At 58.6% G+C, this 17,426-nt stretch carries 13 protein-coding genes and 1 pseudogene; 8 read left to right on the forward strand and 6 right to left on the reverse strand.

Going from position 1 to position 17,426, the window contains the following annotated elements; genetic code table 11:
• Positions 1-55: 55 nt before the first annotated feature.
• The 4 genes from FW800_RS23310 to FW800_RS23325 all read left to right on the forward strand — a co-directional run bounded on the left by FW800_RS23310 (position 56) and on the right by FW800_RS23325 (position 6,477).
• The gene (locus FW800_RS23310; RefSeq protein ID WP_005786469.1) at positions 56-1,387 is read left to right on the forward strand and encodes a deoxyguanosinetriphosphate triphosphohydrolase; all 1,332 of its coding nucleotides are present in this window, start codon (positions 56-58) and stop codon (positions 1,385-1,387) included.
• Positions 1,388-1,556: 169 nt separating this feature from the next.
• On the forward strand, positions 1,557-1,937 hold the full coding sequence (locus tag FW800_RS23315) for a response regulator (protein ID WP_032877121.1): 381 nt from the start codon (positions 1,557-1,559) through the stop codon (positions 1,935-1,937).
• 269 nt (positions 1,938-2,206) lie between these two features.
• Positions 2,207-2,833, forward strand: coding sequence for a response regulator transcription factor (locus tag FW800_RS23320; RefSeq protein WP_005786466.1), 627 nt, complete (start codon positions 2,207-2,209; stop codon positions 2,831-2,833).
• An 8-nt stretch (positions 2,834-2,841) separates the two neighbouring features.
• Positions 2,842-6,477, forward strand: a complete 3,636-nt coding sequence (locus FW800_RS23325; RefSeq protein WP_446438549.1) for a transporter substrate-binding domain-containing protein — start codon at positions 2,842-2,844, stop codon at positions 6,475-6,477.
• Positions 6,478-6,544: 67 nt separating this feature from the next.
• On the opposite strand, the gene FW800_RS23330 is transcribed toward FW800_RS23325, so the two are convergent.
• Positions 6,545-7,027 carry a GAF domain-containing protein gene (locus FW800_RS23330; protein WP_032877122.1) on the reverse strand — a complete coding sequence of 161 codons (483 nt, stop codon included), beginning with the start codon at positions 7,025-7,027 and terminating at the stop codon, positions 6,545-6,547.
• Positions 7,024-7,914 carry an ATP-binding protein gene (locus tag FW800_RS23335; RefSeq protein ID WP_032877123.1) on the reverse strand — a complete coding sequence of 297 codons (891 nt, stop codon included), beginning with the start codon at positions 7,912-7,914 and terminating at the stop codon, positions 7,024-7,026. The genes FW800_RS23330 and FW800_RS23335 overlap by 4 nt, the downstream gene beginning before the upstream one ends.
• A gap of 164 nt (positions 7,915-8,078) precedes the next feature.
• Here FW800_RS23335 and FW800_RS23340 point away from each other — a divergent pair, with 164 nt between their 5' ends.
• Positions 8,079-10,388, forward strand: coding sequence for a response regulator (locus FW800_RS23340; RefSeq protein ID WP_446438561.1), 2,310 nt, complete (start codon positions 8,079-8,081; stop codon positions 10,386-10,388).
• A gap of 22 nt (positions 10,389-10,410) precedes the next feature.
• Here FW800_RS23340 and FW800_RS23345 read toward each other — a convergent pair whose 3' ends face one another.
• Positions 10,411-10,896: a glutathione peroxidase gene (locus FW800_RS23345; RefSeq protein WP_005786456.1), complete on the reverse strand. Its 486-nt coding sequence runs from the start codon at positions 10,894-10,896 to the stop codon at positions 10,411-10,413.
• Positions 10,897-10,970: 74 nt separating this feature from the next.
• Positions 10,971-11,369 (reverse strand): peptide-methionine (R)-S-oxide reductase MsrB, encoded by a 399-nt coding sequence (msrB, locus tag FW800_RS23350; RefSeq protein WP_005786454.1) that lies wholly within the window; start codon positions 11,367-11,369, stop codon positions 10,971-10,973.
• A gap of 202 nt (positions 11,370-11,571) precedes the next feature.
• Between msrB and FW800_RS23355 the strand changes: the two genes are divergently transcribed.
• Together FW800_RS23355 and htpX are read left to right on the forward strand one after the other, a co-directional pair.
• Positions 11,572-12,783 carry a pyridoxal phosphate-dependent aminotransferase gene (locus FW800_RS23355; protein WP_003189906.1) on the forward strand — a complete coding sequence of 404 codons (1,212 nt, stop codon included), beginning with the start codon at positions 11,572-11,574 and terminating at the stop codon, positions 12,781-12,783.
• 304 nt (positions 12,784-13,087) lie between these two features.
• A complete protein-coding gene (htpX, locus tag FW800_RS23360) occupies positions 13,088-13,975 on the forward strand; it encodes a protease HtpX (protein WP_005786451.1) in 888 nt (295 codons plus the stop codon).
• A gap of 57 nt (positions 13,976-14,032) precedes the next feature.
• Here htpX and FW800_RS23365 read toward each other — a convergent pair whose 3' ends face one another.
• Positions 14,033-14,689, reverse strand: a complete 657-nt coding sequence (locus tag FW800_RS23365; protein ID WP_446438550.1) for a thiopurine S-methyltransferase — start codon at positions 14,687-14,689, stop codon at positions 14,033-14,035.
• Positions 14,690-14,793: 104 nt separating this feature from the next.
• Here FW800_RS23365 and FW800_RS23370 point away from each other — a divergent pair.
• Positions 14,794-15,566: pseudogene (locus FW800_RS23370) on the forward strand (DODA-type extradiol aromatic ring-opening family dioxygenase).
• Positions 15,567-15,655: 89 nt separating this feature from the next.
• On the opposite strand, the gene FW800_RS23375 reads toward FW800_RS23370, so the two are convergent.
• Positions 15,656-17,329 carry a DEAD/DEAH box helicase gene (locus tag FW800_RS23375; RefSeq protein ID WP_005786445.1) on the reverse strand — a complete coding sequence of 558 codons (1,674 nt, stop codon included), beginning with the start codon at positions 17,327-17,329 and terminating at the stop codon, positions 15,656-15,658.
• Positions 17,330-17,426: the final 97 nt, after the last annotated feature.

Here is a 17,426-nt window from a genome sequence, read left to right on the forward strand (position 1 = left end):
CACGCCGGAAACGGGAAGCTGGCGGATGTCATTCACCGAACGGAGAGTAGTTGCCTTGGATTGGCCCACCCTGCTGAACCGCGAACGCCTGGGAAAACCTCTGCACAGCCCTGAAGAACTGGGCCGCAGCCCCTTTCACAAAGACCACGACCGCATTATTTTCTCCGGCGCGTTCCGGCGCCTGGGCCGCAAGACCCAGGTGCATCCGGTATCGAGCAACGACCATATCCACACGCGCCTGACCCATTCGCTGGAAGTCAGTTGCGTCGGCCGCTCCCTGGGTATGCGCGTGGGTGAAACGTTGCGCGGCGCCCTGCCCGACTGGTGCGACCCGAGCGACCTGGGCATGGTGGTGCAATCGGCTTGCCTTGCCCACGATATCGGTAACCCGCCGTTCGGGCACTCCGGCGAGGATGCCATTCGCCACTGGTTCCAACAGGCCGCCGGGCGCGGCTGGTTGGACGACATGAGCAGCGCCGAACGCAATGACTTTCTCAACTTCGAAGGCAATGCCCAGGGCTTTCGGGTACTGACCCAACTTGAATACCATCAGTTCGACGGCGGCACGCGGCTGACCTACGCCACCTTGGGGACGTACCTCAAGTACCCCTGGACCGCCCGCCACGCCGACTCGCTGGGCTACAAGAAGCACAAGTTCGGCTGTTACCAGAGCGAGCTGCCGATTCTGGAGCAAATCGCCCATAAGCTCGGCCTTCCCCAGCTTGAAGAGCAACGCTGGGCCCGTCACCCGCTCGTATACCTGATGGAAGCGGCCGACGACATCTGCTATGCGCTGATCGACCTGGAAGACGGCCTGGAAATGGAGCTGCTGCAGTACGCCGAAGTCGAGTCGCTGTTGCTTGATCTGGTGGGCGATGACTTGCCGCAGACGTACCGCCAATTGGGCCCGCTTGACTCTCGGCGCCGCAAGCTGGCGATCTTGCGCGGCAAAGCGATTGAGCACCTGACCAATGCAGCGGCGCAGGCCTTTGTCGAACAGCAGGACGCCCTGCTCGCCGGCACGCTGCCGGGCGATCTGGTCGAGCATATGCACGGGCCGGCGAAGCGCTGTGTGCTGGATGCCAAGGACATGGCGCGCAAGAAGATCTTCCAGGACAAGCGCAAGACACTGCACGAAATCGGCGCCTACACCACCCTGGAAATCCTGCTGAACGCCTTCTGCGGCGCGGCCCTTGAACAACATGGCGGGCGCACGCCGTCATTCAAGAATCGGCGCATTCTGGACTTGCTGGGCAATAGCGCGCCGGATCCGGCCTGGCCGCTGCACGCCTCATTCCTGCGGATGATCGACTTCATCGCCGGTATGACCGACAGCTACGCCACTGAAATGGCACGGGAGATGACCGGGCGCTCCAGCCCTCAATAACGATCCGATCAAGCCGCCCGTTCCCTGAAACGAATCGCCCTACGATGGGAACAGAGCGGCCTGATCGAATTCGTACAGGCACCCGAAGAATAATCACGCACGCTCCTAACGGGCCAGCCGCGCAATTCCTACCGCCCCCATCGACGCTTGCATCACTGTGTGCACTTTTATGCCCAGACACTCTCTTCGTATTCTTTTGGTGGAGGATCACCCTTTTCAACTTCTGGCCACCCAGTGCCTGCTCAAAAGCTTCGGCTTCGAGCAACTGACACCTGTGGAAAATGCCGAGCAGGCCATACACACGATGAGTCGGTCCGAACACCCCTTCGACCTGATGCTGTGTGACCAATGCCTGCCTGACCTGCCGGGGCTTGAACTGATCGAAATCGCCAACCGCCAGCGCTTCATCACTGGCGCCATTCTGTTAAGCGGCTTACCCACACAGGAATTGATCAACCTGAGCAGGCAAGCCTTGCAACGACGTCTTCCACTGCTTGGCTATTTGTCCAAGCCCTTGAACAAAGATGAGCTGGAAAGGCTAATAGGTTAATTTTTAACTCTCTCATGTAGGAACTTAAACATCATTTTCAATGAAAAATACTATAAGGCCCGTCGTAAAATCCAAGGCCCCGTTTATTGGCGCAACCACCTTCAAATTGTTGATATACCCTGTAACGTTCCCCTAACAACTTGTAGGCCTTTGCCTTATTAAACGTAGGAACTTTCCTGTTTTGCACTTACTCCCTGTGAGCTTCATGCTGCGCCCTCATCTTCTGAGCTAATGTGCCCGCTTTATTTGCACCAGCATGGAATGTGATTATGAACTCAGTTTTTATTATCGATGACCACCCGGTAATCCGGCTTGCCATTCGAATGTTACTGGAGCATGAGGGTTACAAGGTCGTCGGCGAAACAGACAATGGGTGCGATGCGATACAGATGGTCCGCGAATGCCTTCCAGACCTGGTGATTCTCGACATCAGCATCCCGAAACTCGACGGCCTTGAGGTGCTCTGCCGATTCAACGCCATGAACACCTCGATGAAAACCCTCGTGCTCACGGCGCAATGCCCTACGCTGTTTGCAACGCGATGCATGCGCTCGGGTGCCGAGGGCTATGTGTGCAAGGAAGGGGACTTGAGCGAGTTGCTGAGCGCCATCCGTGCAGTCCTGTCCGGTTACAACTACTTCCCCAGCCAGGCGTTGAACGGCCCCGGAACGGAAGGCCTGGATGTACAAGAACTGGAACTGTTCAAGACAGTCAATGACCGGGAGCTGATGGTCTTGCAACTTTTTGCACAAGGCCGCACTAACAAGGAAATAGCCAAAGGCATGTTTTTGAGCAACAAGACTGTCAGTACTTATAAAAAGAGGTTAATGCAAAAACTCAAAGCCAAATCCTTGGTAGAACTCATCGAGATGGCAAAACGAAACGCGCTAGTGTGAGAAAGCGGATGCCCAGGCGTATAAAGGACTATCTGATTATATTGAGTGCCGGTCTGTACTTCAGCACTGCCGTGCTCGCAGAGCACCAAACAAACCCGGAACGCTTCACCTTATTGAGTCGTGCGGGAGCCGTTCAACTCGGCACTCATTTTGACAAGGCTCAGCACCAGTGGCTACAGAACAAACGCGAACTGGTGCTGGGCACCTCCGCGCCCGATTACCCGCCATTCGACCTGACGTCCAGCGGCTATGATTATGAAGGGCTGACCGCCGATTACGCGGGGTTGTTGGCCAAAGCACTCTCCTTGCCGGTCAATGTAATGCGCTACCCGTCCCGGGATGCTGCCATTCGAGCCTTGGAAACCGGGGAAATCGACTTGTTGGGCTCATCCAACGGTTTTGAGGCTGCGACACCGAACCTTATCCTCTCTGAACCCTACGCCGTGGACCAACCGGTACTGGTCACCCGCGAGGGAGAAACCCGTAGCCTCAACGAGGGCCTGGACGGGCTGCGCTTGAGCCTTGTCTACCATTACCTGCCGCTCAATGAGGTAGAAAAGCTGTACCCCAAGGCCATCATCCGCGCCTATCCGTCTTATCAGAACGCCTTGAATGCGGTGGCCTTCGACCAGGCGGATGTGTTTCTGGGTGACACCATTTCCACCCACTACATGATCAACAAGGGTTATCTCAAAAACATCCGCATGGCCAATTTCGGCAAGCATGAGGCTTATGGTTTCAGCTTCGCCATGCGTGAAGATAACCGCGTGCTGCTGAGCATTGTCGACGCGGTCCTGGCTGCGGTCCCCATCACCGAACGAGACAGCATCGCCAAACGCTGGAGCGCCGGCAGCGATATCCTGCTCACCGACAAGAAATTGCAACTGACCCAACGCGAAGAGCGCTGGCTTAAAGAGCATCCGGTGGTCAAGGTGATCGTCAATGAAACCTTCGCGCCTCTCACGTTCTTCGATGCGGACGGCAACTTTCGCGGCATTACCGCCGATCTCCTGGAGCTGATTCGCCTGCGCACCGGCCTACGCTTTTCGATCGTACGCGGGCGTGATGTCAACGCGATGATCGATCAGGTCACCAGCCAGAAGGTCGATATGATCGGGGCCATTGTGCCGAGCAACACAAGGGACTCGCAGCTCAATTTCAGCCGACCCTACCTGGAAAACTCCTACGTATTGTTGACACCCAAGAAGCCAGGGCCACCCGCGAACATCGCACAAATGGCAGGAAAGCGCCTGGCGATAACCCAGGGCAACCCCTTGATCGAGACCTTGACCAACGATTTCCCCCAGGTTCACCTGGTCGAAACCAGTGATACTTTCAGGGCATCGGAGTTACTCGCACAGGGCCAAGTGGATGGCGCAGTGAGCACACTGGTGATCGCCAACTACCTGCTGTCTTCCAAGGCTTTTCAGGACAAGCTGCAGATCAGCGCCAGCATTGGCACTACGCCGGCAACTTATACCCTGGCGACATCGCGCCACGCCACGGAACTGAGCTCAATCCTCGACAAGGCGCTGCTCAGCATCGCCCCGGATGAAATGGGCGTGATCAACAGTCGTTGGCGGGGTTACACCGCCGCGTCCGACAGCTACTGGCGCAACTACCATCAATTGATATCTCGAATCATCATCGGTACCGGGCTGTTGCTACTGATTTCCCTGACCTGGAACGCCTACATGCGGCGCCAGATAAAACACCGCAAAATGGCCGAACGGGCCCTGAACGACCAATTCGAATTCATGCGTGCGCTGGTCAATGAAACCCCCCATCCGATCTACGTGCGTGACCGCAACGGCCTGCTGCAAACCTGCAACGACAGCTACCTGCAGGTATTCGACGTCAAACGCGAAGACGTGATCGGAAAAAGCGTCACCCAGATGAGCATGGCCCTGGAGTCGGAGGCGGCGCAATACCATGCCGACTATCTGCGCGTAGTGGCCGAGGGCATTCCGCTGATCCTGGATCGCACATTGCATATCCACGAGCGCAAACTGACGATCTATCACTGGATCCTGCCGTACCGCGACTCCACAGGCGAAGTCCAGGGCATCATCGGCGGCTGGATCGACATCAGCGACCGACGCGAGTTGTTTGATGAGCTACGCGCCGCCAAAGAGCGGGCCGATGAGGCCAATCGCGCCAAGAGCACGTTCCTTGCCACCATGAGCCACGAGATCCGTACGCCCATGAACGCCGTGATCGGAATGCTCGAACTGACGCTCAAGCGCGCCGATCAAGGGCATCTCGACCGCCCAGCCATCGAAGTGGCGTACAACTCGGCCAAGGATCTGCTGGAGTTGATCGGTGACATCCTGGACATCGCACGTATCGAATCCGGCCGTCTCAGCCTGGCGCCGGAGCGCGTCAACCTGCGCGAGGTGATTGAGTCGGTGGTGCGTGTCTTCGACGGTCTGGCACGCCAGAAAACCCTCAGCCTGCTGCTGGAATTCAAGCCCGACCTGAACGATATCGAAGTGCTGATAGATCCTCTGCGCTTCAAGCAAGTACTGTCGAACCTGGTGAGCAACGCGATCAAGTTCACCGAGCAAGGCCAGGTGAAGATCAAAGTGGAAGTACAGCCGACCCAGGCACCGGAGCAGATAGAGCTGAAGCTGGTGGTGGAAGACACCGGCATCGGCATCAGCAGGGAGGATCAACTGCGTCTGTTCGAACCCTTTGCCCAAGCGGACAATTCCGGTCAACTGGCCAGGAGCGGCGCGGGGCTGGGGCTGGTGATCTGCCGCAGCCTGTGCACCATGATGGGCGGCCAGTTGAGCCTGAGCAGCGTGCCCATGGTAGGTACCCAGGTGCACGTCAACCTGAGCGTACCCCGCCTGCAAACGATCACGGTGGTGGGTGAGCAACAGCCTGAAGCACCGGCCGCCACTCGGGTGCTGAATGTACTGGTGGTAGACGACCACCCGGCGAACCGCCTGCTGATGTGCCAGCAACTGGGCTACCTGGGTCATCAATTCACTGCCGCCGAGCACGGTGCTGCAGGGTTCCAGGCCTGGCGCAAGGAGCATTTCGACCTGGTGATCGCCGATTGCAACATGCCCATCATGAATGGCTATGAGCTGAGCCGTTCAATCCGTGAATATGAGCAACGCGAGCAATTGGTACCTTGTGTGGTGCTGGGCTTTACTGCCAACGCCCAGCCAGAGGAAAGACAACGTTGCGTGCAGGCCGGCATGGATGACTGCCTGTTCAAGCCCATCAGCCTGACCGTACTGGAACGGCAACTGGCGCAAATCGCTCCCAAACCTGCGAACCAGCGCCTGAACCTCGAGTGCCTGCAAGCGTTGACCGGCGGCGACCCGCAATTGAGTCGACGCCTGCTGGAGGAGCTGCTGAGCAGCAGCCGTGACGACCGTCAGGCGCTTGTCACGCTGTTGAATCGGCAGGCCCACCCCCCCGAGATCATTGAACAAGCCCACAAAATCAAGGGCGCTGCCCGTATCGTTCAGGCCCATTCATTGGCTGGGCAATGCGAAGCGCTGGAGCAAACCTGCGCTCGCAATGAAGAGTGGGCAACCATTGAAACCGGCATCAAGGCGCTGGAGCATCTCATGCTGGAACTGGAGAGGATGCTGCAGATTCAACTGGCCGAGCTGCAAGGCCAATAAACGCCCGGGCCCGCAACGGCAGGAGCGAGTCACTCGCTCCTGCACTCCTCTGCCGTGGCTCCCAGGTTCAGCAGTCGGTCAGCCGCAGGAAAATCGCCGCCAGCCGTTCAATCCCTGCCTGGTCCTGAGGTGTAAAACGGGCCAGCGAGGGACTGTCGAGGTCAAGCACGCCAATCAGCTGACCGTCTTTGACCAATGGCACCACCAACTCACTGTTCGAGGCGCTGTCACAGGCGATATGGCCTGGGAACGCATGCACATCCTCTACTCGCTGGGTTTGTCGTGAAGCCGCAGCAGCGCCACATACGCCACGGCCGAACGGGATACGTACGCAGGCTATCTGACCCTGGAACGGCCCAAGCACCAGTTCTTCATTGCGATTAAGGTAAAAGCCTGCCCAGTTCAGGTCATCGAGCTGGTTGAACAGAAACGCAGAAAACTGTGCACTGTTGGCAATAAAGTCACGCTCATCCGCCAGCAATGACTCCAGTTGTGCACACAGCATGGCGTAGCCATCAAGACCGCTGCCGGCCTGTTGCAAATCGATCATGGTTGACGTTCCAGCAATTTAAGACCTACCCAGTAACGGGCAAACTGATAGGCACAACGGCCATTGCGGTTACCGCGCCCTGTGGCCCAGCGCACCGCGAGTACATCAAGCTGCTCATCGCGCTGCCACTGCAAGCCGGCCTTGCCGGCCAACTCGCCGATCCAGTGTTCCACCACATCCAGGAAATGCTCCTGGGAAAACGGATAGAACGACAGCCACAAGCCAAAACGGTCCGACAAGGCAATCTTGTCCTCTACCGCCTCGCTCGGGTGCAACTCGCCATCCACACGTTTCCAGTTGTCGTTGTCGCTCTGGTTCTCCGGCACCAGATGACGGCGGTTGGACGTGGCATACAGCAGCACGTTTTCCGGCGCCTGCTCCAGGGAGCCGTCCAGCACGCTTTTGAGCACGCGATAATCGCCTTCGCCGGCTTCGAACGAGAGGTCATCGCAAAACAAAATGAAGCGCTGCGGCAGTTTTATCAACTGTTCGACCACGCGCGGCAGGTCGGCCAGGTGGTCGCGTTCGATTTCGATCAAGCGCAGACCCGCCGTGGCGTGCTGAGCCAGCAAGGCGCGCACCATGGAAGACTTGCCGGTGCCGCGAGAACCCCACAGCAGCGCATGGTTGGCGGGCAGGCCATCGAGGAACTGCTGGGTATTACGCGCCAGTTGTTCACGTTGCTTGTCGACGCCAATCAGGTCCGACAAGCGCATATCCAGGCTCACTTCCAGCGGCAACAGGAAGCCACTGCGACCTTCACGCTGCCAACGAGCGGCCAGGCATTGGCGCCAGTCGATGGCTTGGCGCGGGGCCGGCAATAAGGGTTCCAGGCGAGCAAGTACGGCGTCGGCCCGCTCAAGGAAGGCATTCAATCGAGAATCCATGATTATTCCTCTGGCAAGTTCTTGTAAAAGATGGCGTATTGGCAACCCTGCGGCAGACCGCATGAGGCTGCGTCAAAAAACGATTCGTGCCCGGCAAGCAGAAGCTTGGGGATGTTCAGCTATGCTTGCCGGGCGAAAGGAAACGTGAAGTGGTTCAACACTCGATGGATATCAAGTTCGCCCACCGCTTGTCTTATAAACAAGCCAGATTGACTGTGCTGGTCGGTTTCGTGTTGGGAACCTTGCTCAGTCTGATCCAAATCGGCATTGATTATGCCAGTGAAGACGCATCCATCAACCGTGAAATACGCTCACTGATTGAAATCAGCCATAACCCCGCGTCGCGTATCGCCTACAACATCGATGCCGAACTCGCCCAGGAGCTGACCCTGGGCCTGCTGCACTCCCCTGCCATCACCCGTGCGCAGCTGATCGACAACAATGGCGCGGTGCTGGCCGACGTCAATCGCCCGCGCAAAGAAAGCAACTATCGTCCGGTCAGCGATTTTCTGTTTGGCGCCAATCGTCAGTTCGAGGACCGACTGTTTCTCAACCATATGCCCAACGAATCCCTCGGCGTATTGCGCCTCGACGTTGATACCTATGCCTTTGGCAGCCGTTTCCTGCATCGCGCCGAGATCACCCTGCTCAACGGATTTACCCGCAGCCTGCTGCTGACCGGGATCTTGCTGGGCTTATTCTACGTAATGCTCACGCAACCGCTGGTACGTATTATCCGAGAGTTGAGTACCCGCAAACAGGCACGCCTGGATTGCCCGCGGGGGCATGAGCACGACGAAATCGGCGTATTGGTCGACGTCGCCAACCAGCAATTTGAAAACATGGAAACCGAGATCCATCAGCGGCGTCACGCCGAGGACCGCCTCACCGAATACCTGGGCCAATTGGAAAATATCGTTTCGGCGCGCACCCTTGAACTCAAGGCCAGCAACCAACGCTTGAGCCAATCCAATGATGAACTGGAAGCAGCCAGGATGACCGCGCTGGGGATGGCACAGGCACGGGCCGCGTTCCTGGCCAATATGAGCCATGAAATCCGTACGCCGCTCAATGGCCTGCTGGGGATGATTGCACTGTCGCTCGACAGCCCACTGAATGCCGAGCAGCGCCAGCAACTGTCGATCGCCCATGACTCGGGCAAAGTGCTGGTCGAATTGCTCAACGATATTCTCGATCTGTCCAAGTTCGATGCCGGCCAACTGGAACTGGAACATATCCCCTTCGACCTGGGCTCACTGGTGGAAGACACTGCCAACCTGCTGTCGCAGAATGCAGCGCCGAGTGTCGAGCTGACGTGCCTGATTGATCCACAGTTTCCCGCCCAGGTCATCGGCGACCCGACCCGGGTGCGGCAAATCGTCAGTAATCTGCTTTCCAATGCCTTGAAGTTCACGCGCTTCGGCCGGGTCGATGTGCGCCTGCGTGCCCTGGAAGGCAGGGTCAATATTGAAGTCTGTGATACCGGCATCGGTATCGCCCAGGAAGCCCAGGTGAAAATCTTCCAACCCTTCACCCAGGCCGGTGCGGGCATCACCCGTCAATTTGGCGGTACGGGTTTGGGACTGGCCTTGACGCACAATCTGTGTGAAGCCATGCAAGGCCGCTTGAGTATCAGCTCGGAGGTGGGCTTTGGCAGCCAGTTCTGCGCCGACCTCCCGCTACCCACCCATTTACCTGCCACGCGCTATACACCGCTCACAGGTGATGTAATCGCCATCACCCATGCCGGTGGCGGGTTGACAGAGCTGCTCACCACCCTGCTGCCCTCTTGGGGGCTGACACCAAGGTGCTATTCCCAAGACGATGATTTGAGCGCACTGGCCCCTGACCTGTTGATTACCGACTGCCCTGAATGCTTGTTCCGCTTGCGCCCGGCAATCAGCGCGCCGATTCTGCTGGTCACCGCCTATGGCAACTTCATGCCCAGTGAAGAGGTCGCGGCACTGGCACCGCTGCAGCAACAAGCACGCCCATTGAGCCGTAACGCGCTGTACCAGATCCTGCAACGCAACCTGCGCAGCAGCACGCAACCGATCCTCGACCCGATCCAGATGGAAGCCGCGCCGCTGGCTCACCGCGCGCGCATCTTGTTGGTGGAGGACAACGCGGTCAATCAACTGGTGGCCAAGGGGATGCTCAGCAAGCTGGGGTGTGAGGTGATTGTGGCTGCCCATGGTGGGGAAGCGCTCAAGCTGCTTGAGGACCAGCGCTTCGATATGGTGCTGATGGACTGCAACATGCCGGTGATGGATGGCTACGAGGCCAGCCGGCAAATTCGCCGTAGCGGGCGCTGGCCAGACCTGCCCATTGTCGCCTTGACCGCCAATGCCCTGTCCGAAGAGCGCGAGCGTTGCCGGGCGGCGGGCATGAACGATTACCTGGCCAAGCCGTTTCGCCGCGAAGAGCTCCATGCGCTGCTGGAGTTGTGGGTACCGACAACGACAAGCCTCTGAGGCTGCGCCCGCACTATCGTGGTCATTTGAGCAAGGCTTCGATCTCCTGGCTCAGGTCCTGTGGCTTGGTCGTTGGCGCAAATCGCTTGACCTGCTTGCCGTCGGGGCCGATGAGGAACTTGGTGAAGTTCCACTTGATATTCTTGGAGCCCAGCAGCCCCGGGGCCTGCTTTTTCAACTGTACGAACAATGGGTGGGCATCGCTGCCATTGACGTCGACCTTCTTGAACAGCGGAAAACTGACACCGAAGTTCAGCTCGCAGAACTCGGCTATCGCGCCTTCGTTACCCGGTTCCTGCTTGCCGAACTGGTTGCAGGGAAACCCCAGCACCACCAGCCCCTGATCCTTGTAGCGCTGCCAAAGTTGCTCCAGGCCCTTGTACTGGGGGGTGAAGCCACATTTGCTGGCGGTGTTGACCACCAAAATGGCCTTGCCGGCGAAATCGGCCAGGGTCTTTTGCTCACCCTTGATGGTGGTGCAAGGGATGCTCAGCAGGGAGTCGCTCATGGCAATGCCTCAATTCAGGGGAAGAAGTGATACGCGTACGCTTGACCGACTGGCATTCGGGCCTGTTTATCGCTTCAAGCCGAGCGCGGCACCAGGTCCAGGCACACCGAGTTGATGCAGTAGCGCAGGCCCGTCGGCGGCGGCCCGTCCGGGAACACATGCCCCAGGTGTGCGTCGCACTTGGCGCAGGTGACTTCGGTACGAATCATGCCGTGGCTGACGTCACGAATTTCGATCATCGCGCTGTCGGCAATCGGCGCGTAGAAGCTCGGCCAGCCGCAGCCGGAATCAAACTTGGTGGTCGAATCGAACAGCGGCTCATTACAGCAGATGCAGTGATACACGCCGTCGGTCCTGGTGCCGTTGTACTTGCCGCTGAAAGGCCGCTCGGTGCCCTTGAGGCGGCACACGTTGTACTGCTCAGGGTCGAGCATGGCCTTCCACTCATCAACGGTTTTCTGCAACTTTTCCATCGGTACACCTCGGCAACTGAAAAACCCTGATCTGTGTCTTTTCCATGGATCAGGCGGCACGTATGATTGCGCCTCTTCAAAACGCCAGTCTGGCACCCGCGCCATCGGCATTCAAACGTATTTATGGGGGCGAACCGCGCAGGATTCACCCTACGGTAGTGCCTACGCCGTCTGAATCGTTCATTTTCAGGATCACATCGCCATGCAGGTCAGCAAATCGAACAAGCTCGCCAACGTCTGCTACGACATTCGCGGCCCAGTGCTCAAGCACGCCAAGCGCCTGGAAGAGGAAGGCCATCGCATCCTCAAGTTGAACATTGGCAACCCGGCGCCGTTTGGTTTCGAAGCGCCGGACGAAATCCTCCAGGACGTGATCCGCAACCTGCCGACCGCCCAAGGCTACAGCGACTCCAAGGGCCTGTTCAGTGCACGCAAGGCGGTAATGCAGTATTACCAGCAGAAGCAGGTCGAAGGTGTCGGCATCGAGGACATCTACCTGGGCAACGGCGTGTCCGAGCTGATCGTGATGTCGATGCAGGCGCTGCTCAACAATGGCGATGAAGTGCTGGTGCCGGCACCGGACTATCCGCTCTGGACCGCTGCCGTGACCCTGGCTGGCGGCCATCCGGTGCATTACCTGTGTGATGAAGGCGCCGACTGGTTTCCGGACCTGGCCGACATCAAGGCCAAGATCACCCCCAACACCAAGGCGCTGGTGATCATCAATCCGAACAACCCTACCGGCGCCGTGTACTCCAAGGAAGTGCTGCTGGGCATGCTTGAACTGGCACGCCAGCACAACCTGGTAGTGTTCTCCGACGAGATCTACGACAAGATCCTCTACGATGACGCCGTTCACATATGCACCGCCTCCCTGGCTCCGGACCTGCTATGCCTGACCTTCAACGGCCTGTCCAAGTCGTATCGCGTGGCGGGCTTCCGCTCCGGATGGATCGCCATTTCCGGCCCCAAGCATAATGCCCAGAGCTACATCGAAGGCATCGACATGCTGGCCAACATGCGCCTGTGTGCCAACGTGCCGAGCCAGCACGCCATCCAGACCGCCCTCGGCGGCTACCAGAGCATCAATGACCTGATCTTGCCCCAGGGTCGCCTGCTGGAGCAGCGCAACCGCACCTGGGAGTTGCTCAACGCGATCCCCGGTGTGAGCTGTGTGAAGCCTATGGGCGCGTTGTATGCGTTCCCGCGGATCGACCCGAAAGTCTGCCCGATTCTCAACGACGAGAAGTTCGTGCTCGACCTGCTACTGTCGGAAAAGCTGCTGGTGGTCCAGGGCACTGCGTTCAACTGGCCATGGCCGGATCACTTCCGCGTGGTGACTTTGCCACGTGTGGATGACCTGGAAATGGCCATCGGTCGCATCGGCAACTTCCTGAAGTCCTATCGCCAGTAAGGAAATTGACGCTGTACGACTCACATTGGGTCGTACAGCGATTATCTGGCAACACTTCTTTCTCGCTTACGCGCGGTGGTAGTTCACTCAGCCCCTGCCCGAGGCGTGCCCCCTATAATCACGGGGCGGCAAGGCAAACTTACGCCGGTCATGGCCGACAATACAGGTCGGAAAATCCCTTCAGGGCCTTACGTTCACGCTGTAGGACACAGTTTGAAATAGTCGCTCGGTTGAATCACCCCATGCGGCACCTTATATACCCCGCAGTACGCGACATATTAAGCATGAGGAGAACCCTACAACCATGATGCGCATCCTGCTGTTCTTGGCCACTAACCTGGCGGTCGTGCTGATTGCCAGCATCACCCTGAGCCTGTTCGGCTTCAACGGGTTCATGGCGGCCAACGGGGTTGACCTGAACCTCAATCAGCTGTTGGTTTTCTGTGCGGTCTTTGGTTTTGCCGGCTCGCTGTTTTCGCTGTTCATCTCCAAGTGGATGGCGAAGATGAGTACCAGCACCCAGGTCATCACTCAACCTCGCACTCGCCATGAACAATGGCTGATGCAAACCGTGGAGCAGCTATCTCAAGAAGCAGGCATCAAAATGCCCGAAGTGGGGATTTTCCCTGCCTATGAGGCCAACGCCTTCGCCACCGGCTGGAACAAGAACGACGCGCTGGTGGCCGTAAGCCAAGGCTTGCTGGAGCGTTTTTCGCCCGATGAAGTCAAGGCGGTGCTGGCCCACGAGATCGGTCACGTGGCCAACGGCGACATGGTCACCCTCGCGCTGGTACAGGGCGTAGTGAACACCTTCGTGATGTTCTTTGCGCGGATCATCGGCAACTTTGTCGACAAGGTCATCTTCAAGAACGAAGAAGGTCGCGGCATTGCCTACTTCGTGGCGACCATCTTCGCCGAGTTGGTGCTGGGCTTCCTGGCCAGCGCGATCACCATGTGGTTCTCGCGCAAACGCGAGTTCCGCGCAGATGAAGCCGGCGCACGCCTGGCGGGCACCAGCGCAATGATCGGCGCGCTGCAACGCTTGCGCTCCGAACAGGGCCTGCCGGTGCATATGCCGGACAGCCTGACGGCCTTTGGCATCAACGGTGGCATCAAACAGGGCATGGCTCGCCTGTTCATGAGCCACCCGCCGCTGGAAGAGCGGATCGACGCACTGCGTCGTCGGGGCTGATAACCCAGGCAAGACAAAAAAGGGGCGATTGAATCGCCCCTTTTTCGTGGGCGTGATTTACCGCCTGGTCAGCCGATAAACACGCTCATCAAGCCGAGTAACGCCGTCCGCCTTGAATTTGCTGCTTTCACTCAAAATGTCCCGCTCTTGCAGCGTGACCACATTCCAGTGCGGGCCCAGCAACGACTGCACTTCCTCATCCGGGACGGCGAAAGGCGGGCCAGCCCTTTGCGCCTGGTCGTAGTCGACAGTGATCAACAACCCCTCACAGACGGGGGTCAGCAGGGTATCGAGATGCTCGGTGTATCGCGAGCGCATTGGCTGCGGCAAGGCGATCAGTGCCGCACGGTCATACAGCGCCGTGCAATCAGCCACGGCACTTGAGTCAAGGGCGAAGAAGTCACCGCACCACACTTCGACCAGGCCCGCCTGATACACCTTGAACACGCCTCTCTGATCGATCTGCGGCGTAAGCCCCTGCTCGCTGAAGAACGCCTCAACGGCTTGATCAGACACCTCCACACCCATCACGCGATGCCCGCGATCCGCCAACCACTTCATGTCCAGGCTCTTGCCACACAAAGGCACGAAAACCCTGGCACCATCAGCCAGGGCCAACGCTGACCAATGCCGCTGCAAGTAAGGATTAACGTCGGACTGATGAAAACCGATCTGATTGGTTGCCCAGCGTTCCTGCCAAATTTTTGCGTCCATGCATCACCCTGAAAAAATCGATTAAAAGACACTAAATCTTATATTAGATCTCGATCAATGATCTGAATGAAGATAGCGCCATATTATTCTTCAGGACCCCTCTTATGCTCCCCAGCCTGTTTATCTCCCATGGCTCCCCGATGCTGGCCCTGCAACCCGGTGCCAGCGGCCCGGCGCTGCAGGCCCTGGCAGCCGCGTTGCCACGGCCCAAGGCGATTGTGGTGGTATCGGCGCACTGGGAAAGCCACGAGTTACTGGTGAGTGGCAGCGCCGCGCCCGAAACCTGGCACGACTTCGGCGGCTTCCCTCGCGAACTGTTTGCGGTGCAATACCCTGCGCCGGGTGATCCACAGCTGGCAAATGAAATTGTCGAGTTATTGCAGGCTGACGGCCTGACTGCACGCGTCGACAACCAACGGCCCTTCGACCATGGCACCTGGGTGCCCCTGTCGCTGATGTACCCGGCGGCGGATATTCCGGTGGTGCAAGTCTCCCTGCCAAGCCGCATGGGCCCGGCTTTTCAAACCCGGGTTGGACACGCCCTCTGCAGCCTGCGCGATCAAGGTGTGCTACTGATCGGCTCCGGCAGCATCACCCATAATCTCGGTGAGCTGGACTGGCGCGCCGGGCCGGGCCGGAAACCATCACGCCATGGGCGCTAGCCTTTCGCGACTGGGTGGTCGAAAAACTCGCTGCCGGTGACGAAACAGCCTTGCATGACTATCGCCTCCTGGCGCCACACGCAGTGCGCAGCCACCCCAGCGACGAGCATTTGTTGCCGCTGTACTTTGCGCGGGGTGCCGGAGGTGATTTCAGCGTGGCGCATCAGGGCTTCACCCTCGGCGCCTTGGGCATGGACATCTACCGCTTTGGCTAACGCAAGTGCACAGCCTGAAATCCCAGGCAAAAAAAATCCCCGAACCAGTCGGGGATTTTTTATGTGCGATCAATCAGCCCAGAGGCGGATCAATCTTCGCGGTAGCGACGCAGTTTGAGCTGCTTACCGGCAACGCGAGTGTCTTTGAGCTTGGCCAGCAGTTTTTCCAGGCCATCCTCCGGCAGCTCCACCAGGGAGAAGCTGTCACGTACCTGGATGCGACCGATGGCTTCACGCGCCAGGCCACCCTCGTTGAGGATAGCGCCCAGCAGGTTCTTGGCAGCGATACCGTCACGCGCACCCAGCGCGGTACGGCAACGAGCACGACCTTCAGCCAATGGAACCGGAGCACGACGCTCACGATCGCCACGTTCTGGACGGTCGCCGGAACGCTCTGGCCGATCACCGCGCGGGGCGTTGTTCGGTACCAGTGGGCGCTCTTTCTCGATGGCAGCCAGGGTCAGGGCTTGACCATTGGTCGCTTTGCGCAGCAGGGCTGCAGCCAGGGCACGCGGGGTGCAACCGATATCGGCGGTCAGGCGGTCCAGCAGGTCGCCGTGAGTCGATTCAGCGTCAGCCACCAATGGCGCCAGGCTGTTGGTCAATTTCTTGATGCGAGCATCAAGAACGGCCTGGGCATCCGGCAGGCGCACTTCGGCAACTTTCTGACCGGTGACACGCTCGATCACTTGCAGCATGCGGCGCTCGCGCGGAGTCACCAGCAGCAGTGCACGACCTTCGCGACCCGCACGGCCGGTACGGCCGATACGGTGAACGTAGGACTCTGGATCGTACGGCATATCAACGTTGAACACGTGGGTGATACGTGGAACGTCGAGGCCACGGGCAGCAACGTCGGTCGCCACAACGATGTCCAGACGGCCATCCTTGAGGGAGTCGATCACGCGCTCACGTTGGTTCTGGGCGATGTCACCGTTCAGCGCAGCGGCTTTGTAGCCTTTGGCTTCCAGGGCACTGGCCAGGTCCAGGGTCGCTTGCTTGGTGCGCACGAACATGATCAGGGCGTCGAAGTCTTCGACTTCCAGCAGGCTCAATACAGCCGAGGTCTTCTGGTCAGCGTGAACCAACAGGTGAGCCTGTTCGATCGCGGTAACGGTCTGGGTCTTGGTCTGGATCTTCACGTGTTGCGGATCGCGCAGGTGGCGTTCGGCAATGGCACGGATCGACTGCGGCAGGGTAGCCGAGAACAATACGGTCTGACGGGTCGGTGGCAGTGCCTTGAAGATGACTTCCAGGTCATCCATAAAGCCCAGCTTCAACATTTCGTCAGCTTCGTCCAGAACCAGGTGGTTCACGGTCGACAGGACTTTCTCGTCACGACGCAGGTGGTCGCACAGACGGCCCGGGGTGGCGACAACGATCTGTGCGCCGTTACGGATAGCCTTGAGTTGTGGGCCCATCGGCGCGCCGCCGTAAACGGCCACAACGGTTACGCCTGGCATTTGCTTGGCGTAGGTTTCAAAAGCGGTTGCTACTTGCAGCGCCAACTCTCGGGTTGGCGCCAGGATCAGGGCTTGCGGCTCGCGCTTGGCAGGATCGATGCAATGCAAAATAGGCAGGGCGAACGCGGCGGTTTTACCGGTACCGGTTTGCGCCTGGCCAATCATGTCCTGGCCGGCCATGATGATCGGGATCGATTGCTGCTGAATAGCCGAAGGTTCTTCGTAGCCAGTCGCGATGACAGCGGCGAGAATGTTCGGGTTAAGATTAAAAGCGGCGAAGCCGCCGGTTTCCTGGGTCATGGGTCTGCCTCTAAGTGCATCCGCAAAGACCCATGCTCCAAAGCTGCGCATGCCGTGTTGAGACTCAAGAGTCGCCCTGGCTGCTTTGTCGGCGGGG

Source organism: Pseudomonas sp. 910_23, assembly GCF_052850795.1.

Bases quoted from the DNA above. Each gene is read 5' to 3' on its own strand.
- FW800_RS23375 (WP_005786445.1), bottom strand. From the start codon at position 17,329: ATGACCCAGGAAACCGGCGGCTTCGCCGCTTTTAATCTTAACCCGAAC.
- FW800_RS23330 (WP_032877122.1), bottom strand. From the start codon at position 7,027: ATGATCGATTTGCAACAGGCCGGCAGCGGTCTTGATGGCTACGCCATG.
- FW800_RS23340 (WP_446438561.1), top strand. From the start codon at position 8,079: ATGGATATCAAGTTCGCCCACCGCTTGTCTTATAAACAAGCCAGATTG.
- FW800_RS23345 (WP_005786456.1), bottom strand. From the start codon at position 10,896: ATGAGCGACTCCCTGCTGAGCATCCCTTGCACCACCATCAAGGGTGAG.
- FW800_RS23355 (WP_003189906.1), top strand. From the start codon at position 11,572: ATGCAGGTCAGCAAATCGAACAAGCTCGCCAACGTCTGCTACGACATT.
- FW800_RS23325 (WP_446438549.1), top strand. From the start codon at position 2,842: ATGCCCAGGCGTATAAAGGACTATCTGATTATATTGAGTGCCGGTCTG.
- msrB (WP_005786454.1), bottom strand. From the start codon at position 11,369: ATGGAAAAGTTGCAGAAAACCGTTGATGAGTGGAAGGCCATGCTCGAC.
- FW800_RS23335 (WP_032877123.1), bottom strand. From the start codon at position 7,914: ATGGATTCTCGATTGAATGCCTTCCTTGAGCGGGCCGACGCCGTACTT.
- htpX (WP_005786451.1), top strand. From the start codon at position 13,088: ATGATGCGCATCCTGCTGTTCTTGGCCACTAACCTGGCGGTCGTGCTG.
- FW800_RS23315 (WP_032877121.1), top strand. From the start codon at position 1,557: ATGCCCAGACACTCTCTTCGTATTCTTTTGGTGGAGGATCACCCTTTT.
- FW800_RS23320 (WP_005786466.1), top strand. From the start codon at position 2,207: ATGAACTCAGTTTTTATTATCGATGACCACCCGGTAATCCGGCTTGCC.
- FW800_RS23365 (WP_446438550.1), bottom strand. From the start codon at position 14,689: ATGGACGCAAAAATTTGGCAGGAACGCTGGGCAACCAATCAGATCGGT.